At 41.6% G+C, this 19,976-nt stretch carries 23 protein-coding genes; 6 read left to right on the forward strand and 17 right to left on the reverse strand.

The features are described 5' to 3' along the window. The 6 genes from BLR53_RS11195 (at position 1) to BLR53_RS11220 (ending at position 4,357) form a co-directional block, all read left to right on the forward strand. Positions 1–819: a type 1 glutamine amidotransferase gene (locus BLR53_RS11195; protein WP_074589696.1), complete on the forward strand. Its 819-nt coding sequence runs from the start codon at positions 1–3 to the stop codon at positions 817–819. Between the two features lie 10 nt (positions 820–829). Next, complete coding sequence (locus tag BLR53_RS11200) at positions 830–2,029, forward strand: hypothetical protein (RefSeq protein WP_074589699.1); 1,200 nt, start codon at positions 830–832, stop codon at positions 2,027–2,029. Between the two features lie 76 nt (positions 2,030–2,105). After that, positions 2,106–2,264, forward strand: coding sequence for a FeoB-associated Cys-rich membrane protein (locus BLR53_RS11205; protein ID WP_074589702.1), 159 nt, complete (start codon positions 2,106–2,108; stop codon positions 2,262–2,264). Positions 2,265–2,275: 11 nt separating this feature from the next. Then, a complete protein-coding gene (locus BLR53_RS11210; RefSeq protein WP_074589704.1) occupies positions 2,276–2,869 on the forward strand; it encodes a Crp/Fnr family transcriptional regulator in 594 nt (197 codons plus the stop codon). A gap of 75 nt (positions 2,870–2,944) precedes the next feature. Continuing rightward, positions 2,945–3,475: a YceI family protein gene (locus BLR53_RS11215; RefSeq protein WP_037441927.1), complete on the forward strand. Its 531-nt coding sequence runs from the start codon at positions 2,945–2,947 to the stop codon at positions 3,473–3,475. A gap of 9 nt (positions 3,476–3,484) precedes the next feature. After that, complete coding sequence (locus BLR53_RS11220; protein ID WP_074589706.1) at positions 3,485–4,357, forward strand: pirin family protein; 873 nt, start codon at positions 3,485–3,487, stop codon at positions 4,355–4,357. A 48-nt stretch (positions 4,358–4,405) separates the two neighbouring features. Here the strand turns inward: BLR53_RS11220 and BLR53_RS11225 are convergent, their stop codons facing one another. The 17 genes from BLR53_RS11225 to BLR53_RS11305 form a co-directional block, all read right to left on the reverse strand. Further along, positions 4,406–4,651 carry a hypothetical protein gene (locus BLR53_RS11225; RefSeq protein WP_074589709.1) on the reverse strand — a complete coding sequence of 82 codons (246 nt, stop codon included), beginning with the start codon at positions 4,649–4,651 and terminating at the stop codon, positions 4,406–4,408. 66 nt (positions 4,652–4,717) lie between these two features. Beyond that, complete coding sequence (ispF, locus tag BLR53_RS11230) at positions 4,718–5,197, reverse strand: 2-C-methyl-D-erythritol 2,4-cyclodiphosphate synthase (protein WP_074589711.1); 480 nt, start codon at positions 5,195–5,197, stop codon at positions 4,718–4,720. Positions 5,198–5,241: 44 nt separating this feature from the next. After that, positions 5,242–5,952, reverse strand: a complete 711-nt coding sequence (locus BLR53_RS11235) for a 16S rRNA (uracil(1498)-N(3))-methyltransferase (protein ID WP_037441935.1) — start codon at positions 5,950–5,952, stop codon at positions 5,242–5,244. Positions 5,953–5,957: 5 nt separating this feature from the next. Then, the gene (locus BLR53_RS11240) at positions 5,958–7,283 is read right to left on the reverse strand and encodes a hemolysin family protein (RefSeq protein WP_037441937.1); all 1,326 of its coding nucleotides are present in this window, start codon (positions 7,281–7,283) and stop codon (positions 5,958–5,960) included. Beyond that, positions 7,283–7,834, reverse strand: a complete 552-nt coding sequence (locus tag BLR53_RS11245) for an inorganic diphosphatase (RefSeq protein WP_037441939.1) — start codon at positions 7,832–7,834, stop codon at positions 7,283–7,285. The genes BLR53_RS11240 and BLR53_RS11245 overlap by 1 nt, the downstream gene beginning before the upstream one ends. A 6-nt stretch (positions 7,835–7,840) precedes the next feature. Further along, on the reverse strand, positions 7,841–8,500 hold the full coding sequence (locus BLR53_RS11250; protein ID WP_037441941.1) for a DedA family protein: 660 nt from the start codon (positions 8,498–8,500) through the stop codon (positions 7,841–7,843). Positions 8,501–8,545: 45 nt separating this feature from the next. After that, positions 8,546–9,919 (reverse strand): NADH-quinone oxidoreductase subunit N, encoded by a 1,374-nt coding sequence (locus tag BLR53_RS11255; protein ID WP_037441943.1) that lies wholly within the window; start codon positions 9,917–9,919, stop codon positions 8,546–8,548. A 4-nt stretch (positions 9,920–9,923) separates the two neighbouring features. Further along, the gene (locus BLR53_RS11260) at positions 9,924–11,390 is read right to left on the reverse strand and encodes a complex I subunit 4 family protein (RefSeq protein WP_074589713.1); all 1,467 of its coding nucleotides are present in this window, start codon (positions 11,388–11,390) and stop codon (positions 9,924–9,926) included. A gap of 21 nt (positions 11,391–11,411) precedes the next feature. Beyond that, positions 11,412–13,304, reverse strand: a complete 1,893-nt coding sequence (nuoL, locus tag BLR53_RS11265; RefSeq protein WP_074589716.1) for an NADH-quinone oxidoreductase subunit L — start codon at positions 13,302–13,304, stop codon at positions 11,412–11,414. A gap of 21 nt (positions 13,305–13,325) precedes the next feature. Continuing rightward, entirely contained in the window at positions 13,326–13,655 is a 330-nt protein-coding gene (nuoK, locus tag BLR53_RS11270) for an NADH-quinone oxidoreductase subunit NuoK (RefSeq protein ID WP_037441949.1), read from the reverse strand. 36 nt (positions 13,656–13,691) lie between these two features. After that, complete coding sequence (locus BLR53_RS11275; RefSeq protein ID WP_074589718.1) at positions 13,692–14,189, reverse strand: NADH-quinone oxidoreductase subunit J family protein; 498 nt, start codon at positions 14,187–14,189, stop codon at positions 13,692–13,694. 62 nt (positions 14,190–14,251) lie between these two features. Next, positions 14,252–14,752: a NuoI/complex I 23 kDa subunit family protein gene (locus BLR53_RS11280; protein ID WP_037441953.1), complete on the reverse strand. Its 501-nt coding sequence runs from the start codon at positions 14,750–14,752 to the stop codon at positions 14,252–14,254. A gap of 34 nt (positions 14,753–14,786) precedes the next feature. Continuing rightward, positions 14,787–15,824 (reverse strand): NADH-quinone oxidoreductase subunit NuoH, encoded by a 1,038-nt coding sequence (nuoH, locus tag BLR53_RS11285; protein ID WP_037441955.1) that lies wholly within the window; start codon positions 15,822–15,824, stop codon positions 14,787–14,789. Next, positions 15,824–16,828 (reverse strand): NADH-quinone oxidoreductase subunit G, encoded by a 1,005-nt coding sequence (locus tag BLR53_RS11290; protein ID WP_037441957.1) that lies wholly within the window; start codon positions 16,826–16,828, stop codon positions 15,824–15,826. The genes nuoH and BLR53_RS11290 overlap by 1 nt, the downstream gene beginning before the upstream one ends. Before the next feature lie 60 nt (positions 16,829–16,888). Next, positions 16,889–18,253 carry an NADH-quinone oxidoreductase subunit NuoF gene (gene nuoF / locus BLR53_RS11295; RefSeq protein WP_074589721.1) on the reverse strand — a complete coding sequence of 455 codons (1,365 nt, stop codon included), beginning with the start codon at positions 18,251–18,253 and terminating at the stop codon, positions 16,889–16,891. Further along, entirely contained in the window at positions 18,253–18,765 is a 513-nt protein-coding gene (locus BLR53_RS11300; RefSeq protein WP_037441962.1) for an NADH-quinone oxidoreductase subunit NuoE family protein, read from the reverse strand. Before BLR53_RS11300 ends, nuoF begins: the two co-directional genes overlap by 1 nt. Next, a complete protein-coding gene (locus tag BLR53_RS11305) occupies positions 18,758–19,972 on the reverse strand; it encodes an NADH-quinone oxidoreductase subunit D (RefSeq protein WP_074589723.1) in 1,215 nt (404 codons plus the stop codon). Before BLR53_RS11305 ends, BLR53_RS11300 begins: the two co-directional genes overlap by 8 nt. Between the last annotated feature and the right edge of the window lie 4 nt (positions 19,973–19,976).

Genomic DNA, 19,976 nt, shown 5'->3' on the forward strand with positions numbered 1-19,976 from the left:
ATGACAGATAAAAAAATTGTAAGAGTTGCCGTAATAGATATGAATAACCAGTTCCCAAATCAGGGACTGAGAGGGATTTTGGGGGTGCTGTCAACCTTCGAGAAGAATCATGGACTCACACTCCAGGCTAGCGTATTCGATCTCAGAGCAAAACATGAGCTTCCCGGAACTGATTTTGATATATATATTTCAAGCGGTGGTCCTGGAAGCCCGTTTGATGGCGAAGGGGAAGAGTGGGAACGGGTCTTTTTCAGACTGCTGGATGAACTGGACGACTATAACAATCTGAACCCCGTTAAAAAACACGTGTTCTTAATCTGTCATTCCTTTCAGATGGCCTGCCGAAAATATAATGTTGGTCTGGTCACCAAGAGAAAATCCAATTCTTTCGGGATATTTCCAGTGACCCTCACCGAAAAAGGCGAACAGGATTTACTATACGCAGGCTTAAAAAATCCATTTTACGCAGTTGACAGCAGAGACTGGCAGGTAATTGATAATTCAGACGAACCCTCATCTGTTTCCACGGCGACAGTGCTGGCAATCGAAAAAGAAAGGCCGCATATTGATCTGGAACGCTGCATGATGTCCGTAAGGTTTTCACCACATATGGTAGGTACGCAGTTTCATCCGGAAGCCGACCCTGTACGCATGAAAGCATACCTGACTGAAAAAGAAAAAAAGGAAGCTATAATTACTGTCCATGGAGAAGAAAAATATCAGGATATGATGGATAGCCTGGAAAACCCGGAACATATCTACCTGACTCAAACCCATATCCTTCCAAATTTTTTAGCGGCTGCAATTTCAGGCCTTTGACTAATTAACTATGATACCTAAATACCGGAAAGCCTTCAATGAATCCTTCTCTGAAGAGAAATATGCTGAATTTATTGGCGAACTGGAGGCTGGGTATCCCCCTGTTCCAATTCGCTTTGCGGAGACACCTATATTTTTGCCGGATGCTTTTAAAGAAAAGCTGATCGATGCCGGCGCAGAAATTCTCCGAATAATCAAGAATCCGGACTTTAAAGCGCAAACGGAAAATGCTATTCCAGCAGAATGGTTTGTACCAGGTGAAAATGATCACCCACATTTTCTGGCCTTCGATTTTGCAGTATGCCGGGATCAGGGAGGAGAACTAGTGCCCAGATTAATTGAATTACAGGGATTTCCTTCCCTTTATGCATTTCAGATGCACCTGGCAGAGACTTATATAAAGGTTTTTCAATTGGAGGACATAGCGCATTTAACTCCGTTTTTTAATGGAATGGATAGTGTTTCCTTCACAGAGCTCCTGCGGGAAGTTATACTTGGACCATGTCAGCCAGAGGAAGTTGCCCTGATGGACGTCAATGCAGCAGAACAGAAGACGGCTATCGACTTCTTCGTTACCGCCGGAATTCTCGGGATACCGGTGCTCTCACTGACTGATATTTTCCAGGAAGATAAACAGCTTTTTTATTTAAAGGATGGACAAAAAATAAGGCTTAAGCGGATTTACAACCGCCTGATCTTTGACGAGGTTGCAAACCAGCAGGATTTATTCAACCAAAGCTTTGACCCCAGGGAAGAACTGGATATTGAATGGATTACACACCCAAACTGGTTTTACCGGATCAGCAAATATACCATGCCCCTGCTTAAAAATGAGTTTGTACCTGAAACGACTTTCGTCAGCGAATTACGGGAGATTCCTGCAGACCTGGAAAACTATGTCTTAAAACCTTTGTTTTCATTCGCCGGGATGGGCGTAATTATAGATGTAACTGAGCAGGATATTACAGATATTCAACAGCCGGAGAACTGGATCCTGCAGAGAAAGGTTAACTACGAGCCTATTGTTCAGGCACCAGATGGGTTAATAAAAGCAGAAATCCGGTTACTCTATCTGTGGCCGGATGGAAAGGAGCCTACGTTATGCATTAACCTGGCCAGACTAAGCAGGGGGAAAATGATTGGCGTAAGGTATAATCAGGACTTTGACTGGGTGGGTGGAACGGTGGGCCTCATGGAGAGTCTAAATTGACATTTTAAAGACTACTGGGTCAATAGGATTACATAGATTTGTCTCTAATGTTTATCTGACCTTCAAAATATACATTATGGATTTACAAACAATATTAGTCGGACTACTATTTGCAGCTGCCTTATTCTACATCGGAAGAATAATTTACAGGGCTGTCTCACCTAAAAGCAATGGATGTGGATCTAACTGCAAATGCGGAGTTGATTTTTCAAATATCGAAACACCTAAAAAATAGATTATATCTATATGCCCTTCATAAATCAGTTTAAAGCCTATTTACAGCAGAAGATCGCTTTAACAGACGAACAATTTGAGCTGATTTCAGGCGGAATAACTGTGAAGACATTTGCAAAAAACCAGGTGATCCTTAGTCCAGGCGAAACCAGTATCAAAACCTATTTCGTTGTTGAAGGCTTAATGCGTTCTTACTCAATGGACAGCAAAGGCAAAATACATATCATTCAATTTGCACCTGAGCAATGGCTTCTGTCTGAAAGAAATAGCTTTTTTAATCAACCGTCAGATTTTTATATCGATACCACGGAGCCCGTTACAGCGCTGGTAATTCCGAGAAACTTCTTTATGGAAGCCTCAGTCCATGTGCCCTGTATTCAAGATCTGAATATCACTATGCTGAATAATTCGATCCGTTTCATGCAAAAGAGAATTAACATGCTGCTTAGTGCCACTGCTGAAGAAAGGTATCTTGACTTTATTAAGCTGTACCCGAATCTCACGCTGAGAGTACCCCAATGGATGATTGCCTCGTATCTTGGGATTACACCTGAGTCTTTAAGCCGCGTTCGTAAAGACCTCGCCCACAAACATTTTAACAAGTAGATTTCTTATCATACATCAACATCCGTTTATAAAACCGGCCCTATATTTGTCTTATTAAAAAAAAACAATAAGATTATGGCAACTCAAAAATGGATACTTGATCCCGCACACAGCGAGCTTCAATTTAAAGTAAAACACTTAATGATCTCTACTGTAACTGGTAGCTTCAGTGATTTTTCTGCTGAGATAACAACAGAAGATGCAGATTTCAACCATGCACAAGTTTCTTTTAAAGCTTCAGTTGACACCATTAATACAGGTAATAAAGATCGCGACGGACATCTAAAAGGTGGCGATTTCTTTGACGCAGAAACACATCCTGAAATTACTTTCAAATCGTCTTCATTTGAAAAAGATGGCAGCGACTATATTCTTCAGGGCGATCTAACTATAAAAGGTGTGACCAAACCGGTTAAACTTCAGGCTGAATTCGGAGGTACTGCTGTAGACCCTTGGGGAAATACTAAAGCTGGCTTTACCATTTCAGGTAAGATCAACCGTACTGACTTCGGCCTTACTTATAATGCTGCACTGGAAACAGGTGGCGTAATGTTAGGTGAAGAAGTTAAAATCGCTGGTGAGCTTCAGTTTGCTCAGCAGGCATAAGCAACAATCATGGAAAACAAGATTAAATCTGTCTTCTCCATATTAGATGCACCACAGCCTCATATGGTTGGAGATGGCTTCCGGGTAAGTAATTTCTTTCCCGGAGGTTATAAAATAAAAATGAGCCCTTTCTTTTTGCTGGATTATAACGCAAAAGTCTTACTGCCGCCAACCGATGAACTACGCGGTGTAGGCGTACACCCTCACCGGGGGTTTGAAACCGTAACTATTGCTTATCACGGTGCAGTAGCACATCATGACAGCGCCGGCAATAGTGGCATCATTTACCCGGGAGACGTTCAATGGATGACAGCTGCCGGAGGTATTTTACATAAGGAGTATCACGAAAAAGAATTCAGCGCAAAAGGAGGACCTTTTCAAATGGTGCAGCTGTGGGTAAACCTTCCGGCAAAAGACAAGATGAGCAAACCGAAATACCAGGCTATTGAGCACAAAGATCTGGCTATAGCGGAGCTTACAGACAATGGCGGGGAGGTAGAAATTATTGCAGGAACTTATAATGGCGTAACCGGTCCGGCGACAACTTTCACTCCGCTACACGTTTATAATGCAAAAATCAAAGCCGGTAAGAGCGCAGTTTTCAGCTTTCTGGCAGCTTATAATACTGGTTTTCTAATTATCGAAGGTGAAATCAGCATCAACGGGCAGGAGAATGCAGGCGCGAGTCAGTTCATTTATTTTAAAAATGACGGCGAGGAGATCAGTGTGGAAGCAAAAGAAGATAGTTTAATTCTGATCCTTAGTGGCGAACCTATTCAAGAGCCAATTGCCCAATATGGCCCCTTTCTGATGAATAATCAACAAGAAATTAAACAGGCTATAAGTGACTATAACGAAGGTAAATTTGGATACCTGGAATAAAATCTGCTCAGCTACGAAAAGCTGAGCAGATTTCTGTTTTAAGAATTATTATTTTTTCACCCCGGATTCCGTTGCTTTTGGCTTATCGGGGAATTGACCTGTATCGGTCTGTAAACTATCAATCAGGGCTTTTCCCGAAGAATCCTGTGAATTCTCCTGGACTTTTGGTCTTTCTACAGTATCAATACTAATGGAATCAGGCACGCGCTCACTTCCTTTATCGCCCATCGTACAAGAGCTTACCGAAAATAATCCCGCTGTGACCAATACGCTGTAAATCATAGGAATTTTCATCTTTAATAATTTAGGTTCAGAGATGATATCATCAGAAAATATAACTTCTGCGACCTTAAATTGTTTTTAGTTTTTCTGGATGAGACAAACTGCGTAGGCAACCACCCCCTCTTCTCTTCCTATAAAACCCATAGTTTCATTTGTTGTAGCTTTAATTGAGATATCTTCCTCTGAAATTGCTATTGCTGAAGCGATATTTGCTTTCATCTGCGGAATATACGGGTTAATTTTAGGTGCTTCCAGACATAACATTGCATCTATATTGCCGATCTCCCAACCTTTTTCAGTTATCAGTTTTACGGTTTCCTGCAACAGTAGTATACTACTTACACCTTTCCACTGCGGATCTGTATTTTTAAAATGGAAGCCGATATCTCCTAGATTAGCGGCGCCCAGCAAGGCATCACAAATCGCATGCAACAAAACGTCAGCGTCAGAATGCCCGAAAGCTCCTTTATGATGGCCAAGATCAACACCACCTATGATAAAAGGATGCGCGTCTTTTAACTGGTGAACGTCAAAACCAAAACCTACCTTAATTTTCATACCTATTAATTTAAATAGCCAAAGATAGCAAACTAAGGGGTCTTTTAACGGTTGATGTAACTCGCTTCAAAGCAAGCAGCTAATGCTGCCGTTTCCGTACGCAGGCGCGTCTCTCCCAAACTCAGCGCTTTGTATCCAGCCGCCAATGCCATTTCGATCTCCTGCGGGCTAAAATCACCTTCAGGACCAATTAGAATTAAGTAGTTACCTCCAGGGACTGCAACTTGCTGAATAAACTGCTTTTCCTCTCCAGGCAGACAATGGGCAATCATTTTAAATCCATTAAGACTGGACTGTGCATCAATAAGCTCTTTGAAAGTAGCAGCTGCATTTAGCTGTGGATGAAAGGCCTGTAAAGACTGCTTCACTGCAGCAGTAATTACCTTATTCAGGCGCTCGTCCTTGACGATCTTTCTTTCGGAACGCTCACAGATCAGCGGTGTTACTTCATCTATGCCGATTTCTGTAGCTTTCTCCAGAAACCATTCGAGCCGGTCTATATTTTTAGTAGGAGCAACTGCGATATGCAGACTATAATTTCGTTTTTGATAATCCTGTACATGGTTTACAACCCTCAGAATTACATTACGCTTGGTTTGTGCGGTTATCTCAGCCTCGTACAAACCACCTTTTCCGTCAATTAAATGTACCAGCTGTCCAGTGGACAGTCTAAGCACCTTCATACAGTGCCGACTTTCCTCTTCGTTCAGGATATAATCAGATCCACTGATATCCGGGGTATAAAATACGTGCATTGAAATTAGTGTTTGTCTACCATGTCGTCTGGTCTAATCACCAGCTCGAGCTTAATGGTTTCTATATTCTGTTCGGTTTTCTTAAGGATGGTGAATAAATAACCATAACACTCTTCGCTGTCTCCAACATCTGGAATTTTGCCAAATGCATGCGAAACCAGCCCGCCTACAGTATCAAAGTCCAGATCTTCGGGTAAATCATGCGGGAGATGCTCATTCACATCATAGACCGTTGCATATGCATTGATTACAAATTCTGTTTCAGAGATCCGCTCTACTGTCGGTTTTTCCTCATCATATTCGTCCTGAATCTCTCCAACAATCTCCTCCACAATATCTTCCAGAGTAACCATACCTGCTGTACCACCGAATTCATCGATTACAATAGCGATCTGAATGCGTTTCTGTTGCAGTTCACTTAACAGGTCATTAATTTTTTTGGTCTCCGGGATAAAGTAAGGCTTACGGATAATATCTTTCAGAGACCACTCCTTATTAAAAGCCAATAAAGGAAGTACGTCTTTAGCGTGAATAATACCGATAATCTTATCAATTACGTCATCATACACCGGTAAACGGGAATAACCTTCGGCAATAATCATCTGAATGACTTCTTCCTTCGGACTTCCCAATTCAATACCCTGTATTTTAGTACGGGGTACCATGATATTTTTAACGACACGTTCATTAAAATCAAATACGTTTCTGATCAGTTCGTGTTCGTTGGTATCCAGGGCACCACTTTCTTTTCCCTGATCCAGTAAGTAATACAGTTCTTCTGTACTGTGTACAGTATCATGCCCACCTACATTGGAGATACCAAATCCTTTTAAAATGATATTTGCAAAGCCATTCAGCGCCCAGATAAATGGTCTGAAAACCACATAAAATATCTGAAGAGGAACAGCGACAAATAACGTTGTTGCCACCGGCTTCTGTATCGCTACAGATTTAGGTGCAAGCTCACCGAATACAATATGCATAACGGTAATAAAACCGAATGCAATAATTGGTGATGCAGTTTTGCTGAATGACTCAATAAATTGTGGAGTCTGGTTTAATGCAGTCAATAGATTATGCAGCAAATGCTCCATAACCGATTCACCGACCCAACCAAGGCCTAATGAAGCTAATGTAATACCCAGCTGCGTTGCAGCCAGGTATCCATCAAGATGTTGTGTAATGTATTTGGCAATATTAGCAACCCTGTTCCCGGATTTAGCTTGAATTTCAATCTGTGATGCCCTGACTTTTACAATTGCAAATTCAGCGGCAACAAAGAAGCCGTTTAACAGGACTAGGAAGAAGGTTAAAAATATTTGAAAGCCCATTAAGAGTTTGTTCTAAATGTACTATTGTAAAGTTCAATACTTTCTTCAATTACCTTATAAGCATATGAAACACCCATTAGTTTTTCAACTGTAACATTCTTTTCTTCCAAAGCTTTGTAATCCTGGAAAAAGCGAACAATTTCTTTCATTGTATGCGGCGGCAATTCATCAATATCATTGATATAATTAACAGACATATCGTTTTTGGCAACGGCGATAATTTTATCATCCTGCTCGCCATTGTCAACCATATGCATTACACCAATAACTTTAGCTTCAACCAAAGATAGAGGATAAACGTCAACAGAGCACAAAACAAGAATATCAAGCGGATCGTTATCATCGCAATAGGTTTGCGGAATAAATCCATAATTAGCCGGATACATTACAGAAGAGAAAAGTACGCGGTCTAATTTAATCAGATTGGAATCTTTATCAATTTCGTATTTCGCTTTTGATCCTTTTGGAATTTCAATAATTGCATTTACCGATTCCGGTAAGTTCGCTCCCGGCGAAACGCTATGCCAGGGGTGGTTTTTGTCTATACTCATTTTCTATTACTCAGTGTTTGAATTTTCTTCGATATTATTCTTTTCTACCCTTTTTTTCAAAAATGTGATAATCAGCGGGATAGTTGTAATCACAATAAAACCTACTATAATATACAGCAGGTAATCATTAATTTCCTTTTCAAACTTCTTGCCAAGGAAATAACCTAGCAAAGTTAAAGAAGTGATCCATAAAAAACCACCACTTATATTATATAATGCAAACTTTTTAAAATCCAATTTAACTACTCCTGCAAAGATAGGTGCAAAAGTTCTGACGATAGGCACGAACCTACCCATGATAAGGGCGAAGGCGCCCTGCTTGTTATAATATACTTCTGCTGCTTTCAGATACTTCTTCTTGAAGAAGAATGAGTCCTTTCTATCATATAAAACCGGCCCTGTTTTCTTACCAAACCAGTATCCGGTAAAATTACCAGAAACGGCTGCTACAAAAAGTCCGGCTATAAGCACATAAATATTTACATCAAGTTTGCCGGTAGCGACAAACATTCCTGCCAGAAACAAAAGATAATCCCCCGGTAAAAAGAAACCAAAGAATAAACCTGTTTCCGCAAAGATGACGAACATGACTACATAAAAACCACCTTCTTTAAGTAATTTTTCAGGATCAATGAACTGATGTAAGGTGTTCCAGAAGTCGTGCATAATTCAAGTATTCGTAAAACTACAAATAATTTTCCTGAGATATGCTTATATCAGATTTAAAATTACTGCGGGATAAACACCTAGAACAAGGGTAATTATAACCGACAGGATCAGAACAAGCTTGTATTGAACAGGTGCATTCAACTCCACTTCAGGACCTTCTTTAAAGTACATGGCGACAATAACTTTCAGGTAATAATAGAATCCGATCAGTGCATTTAAAATAGCAAAGGCTACCAGATAAATGTGGTATTCTGTCATTACGTTCAAAAACATCAAGTACTTACCGATAAAGCCAGCAGTAAGTGGAATACCAGCCAGCGAAAGCATGGAGATAGTTAAGGCGAGTGCCACAAATGGATTCTTTTTAGCCAGACCGTTATAACTTTCAAATCCGTCACCCCCGGTTTTCTGTTTAACCAGAATTAATACGGCAAAAGCGATAATACTTGCAAACGTATAAGCTGCAGCATAAACAATCACATTATTCGATGAGTTACCTGTTAAAGTAACCAAAGAGAAAAGCAAGTAACCTGCATGCGAAATACTAGAATAAGCAAGCATTCGTTTGAAGTTCTTCTGGAATAAAGCCGTCACATTACCAATAAATAAAGTGATGAATACAATTGCCAGCAAAGGCGGCATCCAGAAATCATGCAGCGGTGCGAAAGTACCACCGAATAATCTTAAGAAAGCTGCAAAACCCGCAGTTTTCACTACCGTAGACATGAAAGCAGTAATTAGTGAAGGAGAGCCTTCATAAACATCAGGAGTCCAGAAATGAAAAGGAGCAGCACCCAATTTAAAACATAATCCAACCATGATCAGGATCATTCCCGGATAAAACAAAGGAGAAACTGACTGGTGGTTACTAATTAGATATTTGTTAATAGCATCCAGGCTAAATGAACCTGTAGCACCGTATATCAAAGCAATACCGAATAATAAGAAACCTGTAGAGAAAGCACCCATCAGAAAATATTTCAGAGAAGCCTCATTCGAAGCGAAATCTTTCTTTCTGATACCCGCAAGGATATAAAGCGCTACAGACATGATCTCAATACCAATGAATAGCATTGACATGTTGGTGTAGGATAGAATAATCACCATACCCGACAGCGCAAAAAGGATCAGCGTATAGTATTCAGCTACATTTTCACTGTGCTCGGCAAAATAATTCTGAGTCAGTAAAAAGATAAATATCGTTCCCAGAATGATCAATGACGAGAAGGCAATCGCAAAATTGTCCATTTCCATCATTCCATAATAAACTATATTGGTATCCCATGCCGTCACTGCGAATGCCAGAGCAGTCACCAGCCCGACAAGGGTAAGTGGTAATAAAGCTTTTTTTGCTTTGAATAAACCCGCATAAAGCACCGCAAGAGCAGTAACAACAATTGTTATAATGATATTCATTTCCTTATTTTACCGATGTTAATTTTTGATTGACCTGTTCTAATAATTGTTGTACTGAAGCTTCAGACAAATGAAGAAAAGGTTTAGGATACACACCCAGTGCGATAACAAGCACGCAGATAATTACCAGAACCGCTTGTTCCGAACCCTGGATATCTCTAAAACCAGCTGTTAATGTATTTGTCTCGCCAAGCATGATCTGCTGATACATTCTGAACATATAAACCGCTCCGAAGATCACTGAAAGACCTGCAAATACCACTGCCCAGATATTATATTGATAGATTCCGGTCAACAGCAGGAATTCTCCCACAAAACCATTCGTTCCCGGCAGAGCAACTGATCCCAATACAATGATCAGAAAAGCAATTGCCAATTTCGGGGCCGTTTTAGCAATACCACCCAGTTCAGCAATCGTATTGGTTTTCATTCTGCTGAAAATAATGTCCAGCACAAAGAAAAGACCAACTACGTTAATACCATGACTCAACATTTGGAATATAGCACCTTGCATACCCTGCGCATTTAAAGCAAAGATACCGGCAGCGATAATACCTACGTGAGCAATGGAAGAATAAGCAACTAATCTTTTAGCATTACGTTGTGTGAAAGCGATCAGCGAAGCGTAAACCACACCAATCACAGAAAGCACCATTACTGTAGAACCCCAGTCATTCAGACCTAGTGGGGCAATTGGAAGTAACCAGCGGATTACACCGTATACACCCATCTTAAGCATAATACCTGACAATAACATGGTACCTGCTGCAGGCGCTTCAGTATAAGTATCCGGCTGCCAGGTGTGGAAAGGAAATACAGGCATTTTAATTGCAAAAGCAATAAAGAAAGCCCAGAAGATCCAGCCCTGCTGTTCAGCATCCAGGTTAAGCTGATAGAAAGCCTGGATTTCAAAATTGTCAGCTGGATTCTGCAGATACAGGTAAATAATACCCAGTAACATAAACAGTGAACCAGCGATCGTGTAAACGAAAAATTTCATATTCACTTTAATCCTGTCTTTTCCACCCCAGATAGCGCAGATAAAGTATATTGGAATTAAAGCAGCTTCCCATCCGATATAAAACAGAAAGGCGTCCAGTGCAGTGAATACTATCAGTAAACCAGCCTGCATAAACAGGATCAGCGCGAAAAACGACTGAGGTTTAGGATATTCATGCTTAAAAGCGGCCAGAATAATAATCGGTATCAGGACATTAGTCAGTAAAATCGTGATTAAACTGATCCCGTCAATACCAGCGTGAAAATGAATACCCAGATCAGCGATCCAGGGTACATTAACTTCAAACTGCGTACTTGCGTCCGGTACAAACTGTGCAGTGATGATCAGACCAACAGCCAGTGAAAGCAATCCGGAAACCAGCGCCACGTACTTGGCGGCATTACCGGTGAAGGCTGTAACCAGCGCTCCGGCAAGGGGAAGAAATATTAGAAGTATTAAAAGTTGTTCCATTATGTTTATTTGGACGATCTTTTATAGAGATAAATATGTATACAATAACAGGGATATAATTCCGGCGACCATCATAAAGATGTAGAAACCGATATTACCCGACTGAAGCAAACGGATGCCCTTACTTGCTTCACTGGTGCTCCAGCCTAATCCATTGACAATCCCGTCAACAATTTTCGTATCCACAACTTTGTAAAAGAAGCGGGACAGCGCATCAAGAGGTCTTCTCACTAAAAGATCGTAGACCTCGTCAATATAAAATTTATGATAAGACAGGTTAGCCAGTGCCGATCGTTTACCCTGGTCTGCAACGGGCAGATCATTTTGTTTAACGTATTTCACGAAAGCATAAGCAATTGCCACGATCACACCCACCACAGAAACAGCCATCAGCATGTATTCCGTAGCATGAGACAGAGCAGAGCCATGTGCAGGAATTACCGGAGATAACCACCCGGCAAGCCAGTGATGGCCACCCAGTACTTCAGGGATACCAATAATACCACCTACTGCAGATAATACCGCCAGAATGATCAATGGAATAGTCATACTTGAAGGAGATTCATGAATCTTCTCTTCAGCATGATGGGTTCCACGATAAGTACCGTAAAAAGTTAAGAATAACATTCTGAACATATAAAATGCCGTCAGGAATGCAGTAAACACTGCAATACCCCACATGAACTGGTTATGCTCATATACATGCGCCAGGATCTCGTCTTTAGAGAAGAAACCCGAGAAAGGTGGTAGACCGGCAATAGCAATAGTACCAATTAACATGGTAGCAAAAGTAACCGGCAATTTCTTGCGCAGACCACCCATATGACGCATATCCTGTTCGTGATGCATAGCATGAATGACAGACCCTGCGCACAGGAATAATAGCGCTTTGAAGAAAGCATGTGTAATAACGTGGAAGAAAGAACCAGTATACGCACCAACGCCCAGACCCAGGAACATATATCCGAGTTGAGATACGGTAGAGTAAGCAAGTACTTTTTTAATATCAGTTTGTGTCAGGGCAACCAGTGCACCTAGTACGGCAGTGGCCAAACCAATAATGGCGATCAGATGCTGCACTACCGGAGCCAGATCGAATAAAATGTGTGAGCGGGCAATCATATAGATACCTGCAGTAACCATTGTAGCCGCGTGAATCAGGGCCGAAACCGGCGTTGGACCAGCCATCGCATCCGGTAACCAGGTAAATAATGGAATCTGAGCAGACTTACCGCAGGCAGCGATAAACAGTAGAAGTGCGATTAAAGCTAGTGTGCTGTCGCCAGGCATTAACTCAGCAACCTGAGGGAAGACCTTTGCATATTCGATACTGCCAAAGGTCGTAAAGATCATAAATATTGCGATCAGGAAACCCAGATCACCGATACGGTTCATTACAAAAGCTTTCTTAGCTGCAGTTGCATAACTACTGTTCGTATACCAGAAGCCGATCAGCAGGTAAGAACAAAGTCCTACCCCTTCCCATCCGATGAACATCACCAGGTAGTTAGATCCTAGAACCAGTAGAAGCATAAAAAAGATAAACAGATTCAGATAGCTGAAAAACTTTCCGAAACCTGCATCATCGTGCATATAACCAATAGAATAAATATGAATCAGGAATCCGATCCCGGTTATAATCAACAGCATGATTGAACTCAGCGGATCTACCAGAAAAGATAAGGGAACCTGAAGCGTACCAGCGCTAATCCAGTCAAAAAGGAAAATTTCATGAGATTTTACAGGATCATTACCCAGGGCTAAAAAGATACTCACACTGATCAGGAAAGAAATAAATATCACTCCACTTCCAATAAATCCGATCAGGGATTTAGACAATGTGTTTCTCCCCAGACCATTGATAACAAAGCCTAAAAGAGGAATTAACGGGACCAGCCAAACTAAATTTATCATTTTATTATCTATTCTTTATAACTACCACTTAAGGCGATTCAACACATTAATATCTGTAGACTGTGTATTTCTGTAGATCATTACGATTATACTCAGGCCGACGGCAACTTCGGCAGCTGCCAGTACCATAATAAAAAATACGAAGACCTGACCTGAAGGATCGTTGTTATGTACAGAAAAAGCCGCAAGCAATAAGTTCACCGCGTTCAGCATCAGTTCAACTGACATAAAGATCACGATGGCATTCCTGCGTGTCAATACGCCGATCACACCAATCGAGAAAATAATGGCACTTAACCAGATATAGTGGTTAAGCGGCACGCCCTGTAGATTTTGAGTAATGTTGTCCATTAGTATCTATTTTCTTATATCGGGAATAGCTAAGCGCTAGACCTTTTCTTTTTTAGTTAATAAAACAGCACCTACCATGGCAGTAAGGAGCAGAATTGATGATAATTCAAAAGGCAGCATAAAGGGCCCGAACAGCTCTTTACCCAGGTTCTTTACCAGACCCAGATTCGGATTAACCAGAATCAGCGGATCAGAAGCTGCAGTAGCTTTAAGTGACCCGATCAGTGTTACGACCAGGCAGCACCCGCCTATTATACCTACAACTTTAACCAGCACAGATTTGAGCGGTTCGTTATCGGTATTCAGATTGAGCAGCATTAGCACAAAGAGAAAGAGCACCATAATAGCCCCCATATAAACAATAAAGTTTACAACGGCGAGGAATTGTGCGTTCAACAGAATATAATGAACTGTGAACGTAAAAAATGTAACGATCAGATAAAGTACACTATGCACTGGGTTTTTGGCGAAAATCACCATCAGTGAAAAGAATATACTTAGAAAAGCGACCAAATAGAATACTGTTGTACCCATTTATTTTGTTTGTTTTATGCCTGTATGGCGGGTGTATACTATAGCAGAAGCGAGGCTTCCGGTTATTTTTTCTCCAGTGGTTGTTCGACCAGTTTGTCTTTGCCGTAAATAAAATCTTTACGCAGGTAGTCCGAAGGAACAATCGGGCCATCCAGGTAAATTGCTTCCTTAGGGCACGCTTCTTCGCAAAGACCACAGAAAATACAGCGCAGCATATTGATTTCATATACTGATGCATATTTTTCTTCCCTGTACAGATCTTTCTCTTCAGGTTTACGTTCAGCGGCGATCATAGTGATAGCCTCTGCCGGGCAAGATAAAGCACAAAGCCCGCAAGCAGTACAACGTTCCTTACCATTCTCATCCCTTTTAAGGGAATGCATACCTCTCCAGTTAATGGACATTTCACGCTGCACCTCAGGATAACGGATAGTCGCTTCTTTTTTGAAAAAGTGACTGATCGTAATCGAAAGACCTTTAGTAAGCGCAGGTAAATAAATCCGCTCCGAAAAGGTTAGTGGTTTTTGTATTAATACTTTCTTTTTATTGGTTAATGGTTCCATTAAACCTCCTTATATTATTCCGCAGGGCGGACAGTTAAAACTTTTCTACAATTGCAATCACTAGACCGGTAATAACGATATTAGCTATAGCCAGCGGGATTAATGTTTTCCATCCCAGGTGCATCAGCTGATCGTAACGGAAACGTGGAATCGTCCATCTTACCCACATAAAGAAGAAGATGAAAGCAAAGATCTTAGCGAACAGAACTGCAGTTCCGATCAGAGGTCCGATTACAGGGCCAGTATGTAAAAGTACCCAATCCATTCCAGGGTAATTATAGCCACCGAAATAAAGCGTCGCCATTACCGTCGCCGAAACAAACATGTTAATATATTCTGCGAACAGGTAGAAACCAAGTTTCATAGAAGAATACTCCGTGTGGTAACCACCAATCAGTTCAGTCTCACATTCCGGTAAATCGAAAGGTGCGCGGTTAGTTTCTGCAAAAGAGCAAATAATGAATAACAGGAACCCTAACGGCTGATAAAGCACGTTCCAGTGCCAGCCGTGCTGCTGCTCCACGATTTCCTTCAGACTCATCGTATTAGTGACCATTAAAAGGGCAATAATAGAAAGCCCCATAGACACCTCATAACTGATATTCTGAGAAGCTGCACGGATTGCACTCAGCAAAGAGTATTTATTGTTGGAAGCCCAGCCTCCGATCATCACACCGTAAACACCTAGTGAAACTACCCCGAAAATATATAACAGGCCGACATTGATATCAGTAACCTGCAAAGCAATAACGCGGTCACCTATTGTAATATCAGATCCCCATGGAATCACAGCAGTACCGATACAGGCAGTTAACATTGCCAGACCAGGGCCAACCATAAATAACATTTTATTTGAGTTGGTCGGTACAATCTCTTCCTTCATGAACATTTTCAGTCCATCAGCAAGCGGTTGTAACATACCAAAAGGACCGGCACGGTCAGGACCTAGCCTGTCTTGCAGGAATGCTGCAACCTTTCTTTCCGCGTATGTAGAGTACATCGCGATGACTAAACTTATACCAAAAATGATCGCTACAAGTATAAATTTTTCTATGACGAATGAGATATCCATTAGAATTTAGCGGTTTTTTCCAGTTCAACTTTATTAGCCTGCTGTAGACGCAGATCAGTCTGAATAACAGGCAGTGGTTTCATCGTCTCATAGTGATTAGATGCAATTACTGAAGTATCGCTGATATGAGTAGGTTGTTCAATAACCCAGTCGGCAGTTTTCTTTTTATCAAAACGGCAGGTATTGCAGATAAAATCCTCTACCTCGCCATAAATATCTTTACGAGCTGTAACACGCAGTACATCAGCACCTTTGTACCATAATGTAACTTGTCCCTTACAAGTTGGGCAATCACGGTGTGCATCTACAGGTTTGGTAAACCATACCCTGTTTTTGAATCTGAAAGTTTTATCAGTCAATGCACCAACCGGGCAAACGTCGATTACGTTACCGGAAAAATCATTATCCACGGCAGTCTGGATATAAGTAGAGATTTCTGAATGATCACCCCTGTTCAAGATACCATGAACACGTTTATTTGTGATCTGATCTGCAGTAAACACACAACGGTAGCATAAAATGCATCTGTTCATGTGTAACTGGATTTTATCACCGATATCTATACGCTCAAAAGTTCTTCTTTCGAACTCATACCTTGTTTTCTGTAAACCATGTTCGTAACCCAGGTTTTGCAGATCACATTCACCGGCCTGATCACATACCGGACAGTCCAGCGGATGATTAATTAATAAAATTTCGACTACTCCACTTCTGGCTTCCAGTACTTCCGGAGAAGTAATGTTCATCACCTCCATACCGTCCATAACAGTAGTACGGCAGGATGCAACCAATTTAGGCATAGGTCTTGGATCCTTCTCAGAACCCTTGCTAACCTTAACTATACAGGTACGGCATTTCCCGCCACTTCCTTCAAGCTTGGAATAATAGCACATTGCAGGCGGAACAATATCCCCCCCGATTTGCCTTGCGGCATTCAGTATAGTTGTACCTGGTTCTACTTCGACAGTTATTCCGTCTATGGTTACCTTAACTTTTTCACTCATTGTTAAAGATATTCTTTTATCAGTCAGCCCATTTCCATTCAGAACGGAGCCGGCCGACAGTTAATTTTCCTGTTTCAATCCGCTTGCGATCGGCTCAGCATAGCGGGCAATCCCGTAATTAGTGTGTTGACTTTTCTGAGGTTCCCTTACATGCCATTCAAATTCATCCCTGAAGTGTCTGATTGCACTGGCAACCGGCCAAGCAGCGGCATCACCCAGCGGACAAATTGTATTTCCTTCGATTTTCTTCGAAACATCAACCAGCAGGTCGATATCACTCATCTTACCATGACCATGTTCAATACGGTGCAGTACTTTTTCCATCCAGCCAGTACCTTCACGGCAAGGAGAACACTGACCACAGCTTTCATGGTGGTAAAAACGAGAAAAATTCCAGGTATTTCTAACAATACACTGATCTTCATCAAACGCGATAAAACCACCGGAACCCATCATGGTACCTGTAGCAAAACCACCTTCAGAAAGAGATTCATAGCTCATCAGACGCGGATCGCCATTAGCCAGTTTCAGCGTCAGGTTAGCCGGTAATACCGGTACAGACGATCCGCCTGCCACAGTAGCCTTCAACCGTTTTCCGTTGGCAATACCACCGCAATACTCATCAGAATAAATAAACTCTTCAACCGGAAGTCCTAATTCAATTTCATATACACCCGGGCGAACCAGGTTACCAGAAGCAGAGATCAGTTTAGTACCTGTACTTCTGCCGATTCCAACTTTAGCATACTCTTCACCGCCATCGTTAATGATCGGTACAACAGCAGCAATGGATTCTACATTGTTCACTACAGTAGGGCAACCGTATAAACCAGCAATAGCCGGAAACGGAGGTTTAATCCTTGGATTTCCTCTTTTTCCTTCTAATGATTCCAGTAAGGCAGTTTCCTCACCGCAGATATAAGCACCGCCACCAGGCTGAACGTATAACTCCAGATCATAACCCGATCCCAGAATATTTTTACCCAGAAAACCAGCACTCTTAGCTTCAGCAATAGCCTTTTCCAGAATTCTGATCTGCGGCATCATTTCACCACGTACATAGATATAAGAAGTTTTCGCACCCAGCGCATAGCTGGAAACGATCATTCCTTCGATCAGTGCATGAGGAATATATGTCATCAGGTAACGGTCTTTGAAAGTTCCTGGCTCCGACTCATCTGCATTGCAGACCAGATAACGTTCCACACCTTCAGGCTTAGCCAGAAAGCTCCACTTCATTCCCGTAGGAAATCCTGCACCACCACGACCGCGGAGACCAGACTTCTTCACCTCCTCAACCACGTCATCCGGGCTTAGGGTTTTCAAAGCTTTTTCCACAGACCGGTAACCACCTTTCTGGCGGTACACATCAAGAGTATTGATGCCTGGTACGTTAATATGTTCTAATAAGAGTTTACGGGCCATTATTTTTTGCGTAATTCTTCTAACAATGTATCTACTTTCTGTTCGTCAAGGTTCTCATAGAATGTATACTCGGGACCGATCTGTAAAACAGGACCAAATCCACATGCTGCAAGGCATTCTACACCTCTCCAGCTGAATAATCCGTCTGCAGTGACCTCATTCTCCTTCACACCCAGTTTGTGCTCAATATGAGCCATTACTTTCTCCGCACCTACCAGACAGCAAGGCCCGGTACGGCATACTTCCAGTACATATTTACCCTGAGGCTTCAGGAAATACATACTATAGAAAGACGCTACTTCATAAACCTCAATCGGTTCAATTTTAAGCCAGGCAGCAACCTGGTCCATAGCATTTGCACTCAGCCAGCCCAGTTCGGCCTGTACTTCATGCAGTATCGGTAATAAAGCCGACTTTTGTTTTCCTTCCGGATATCTACTGGAGATCTCCGCGAACTTTGCTTTCAAAGCTGGCGAAAACTCTACAGGTTGTGTTTCTTCTACTTTAAGCATCTAATTCTCCGGCAATAATGTTCATACTACTCATATTAATGATGGCATCAGATAATAACATGCCTTCACTCATGTTTGCAAACATGGAATAATTGATAAAGCTGGGTCTTCTGAAATGGAGGCGGTAAGGTGTTCTTCCACCGTCATTGATCAGGTAAAAACCAAGCTCCCCGTTTCCACCTTCAACAGCATGGTAAACTTCGGCCTTTGGCGCATCAATCTCACCCATTACAATTTTGAAGTGGTAGATTAAAGCCTCCATATTATTATAAACCTCCTGTTTTGCAGGAAGGTAAAAATCAGGAACATCTGCATGGAATACACCTGCAGGCTCATTTTTTATTTTTTCGAGTGCCTGTGTGATCAGACTTACACTCTGCCACATCTCTTCGTTACGAACACGGTATCTATCATAAATATCACCAGTCGTACCTACGGGAACTTCAAAATCAAATTCATTATAAGAACAGTAAGGCTCGCTTACACGCACGTCATAATCTACACCAGTTGCTCTCAGTAACGGACCGGTCCAGGAATATTCCAGAGCTTTCTCCGCAGTAACGGCAGCTACACCAGCAGTACGGTCAATAAAGATCCGGTTCCGGTTCAGTAAACTTTCGAATTCTTTAAGTGCAACCGGGAATTCTTTCAGGAATTTATTGATTTTCGCAAAAGCGATATCATTAAAATCTCTTTCAAATCCGCCGATCCGGCCGATGTTAGTCGTTAGACGAGCACCGCAGATCTCTTCATAAATTTCATAGATATGTTCTCTGAACTGAAAAAAATAAAGGAATGTTGTCGTAGCACCAGTATCCTGCGCAATGATCGTATTACAAATAATATGATCTGAAATACGCGCAAGTTCCATCACAATAATTCTCAGATAGTCAACACGTTTAGGCATTTGAATATTGAGCAATTTTTCGACGGTCATGTGCCAGCCCATATTGTTAATGGGCGAAGAACAATAGTTTAATCTGTCTGTTAAAGGAGTAATCTGATAAAATGGCCTGTGTTCAGCGATTTTTTCGAATGCACGGTGAATATAACCAATGGTAGAAATACCACTGACAATCCGCTCTCCATCTAACTGAAGTACATTCTGGAATACACCATGTGTTGCAGGGTGAGTCGGTCCCAGATTTAGGGTTACCAATTCTTCCTGCGGATCATTATCTGTAAATACTGGCTGATTGTGATTCATGTGC

It is taken from the genome of Pedobacter antarcticus, from assembly GCF_900103515.1.
Taxonomy (GTDB): domain Bacteria; phylum Bacteroidota; class Bacteroidia; order Sphingobacteriales; family Sphingobacteriaceae; genus Pedobacter; species Pedobacter antarcticus.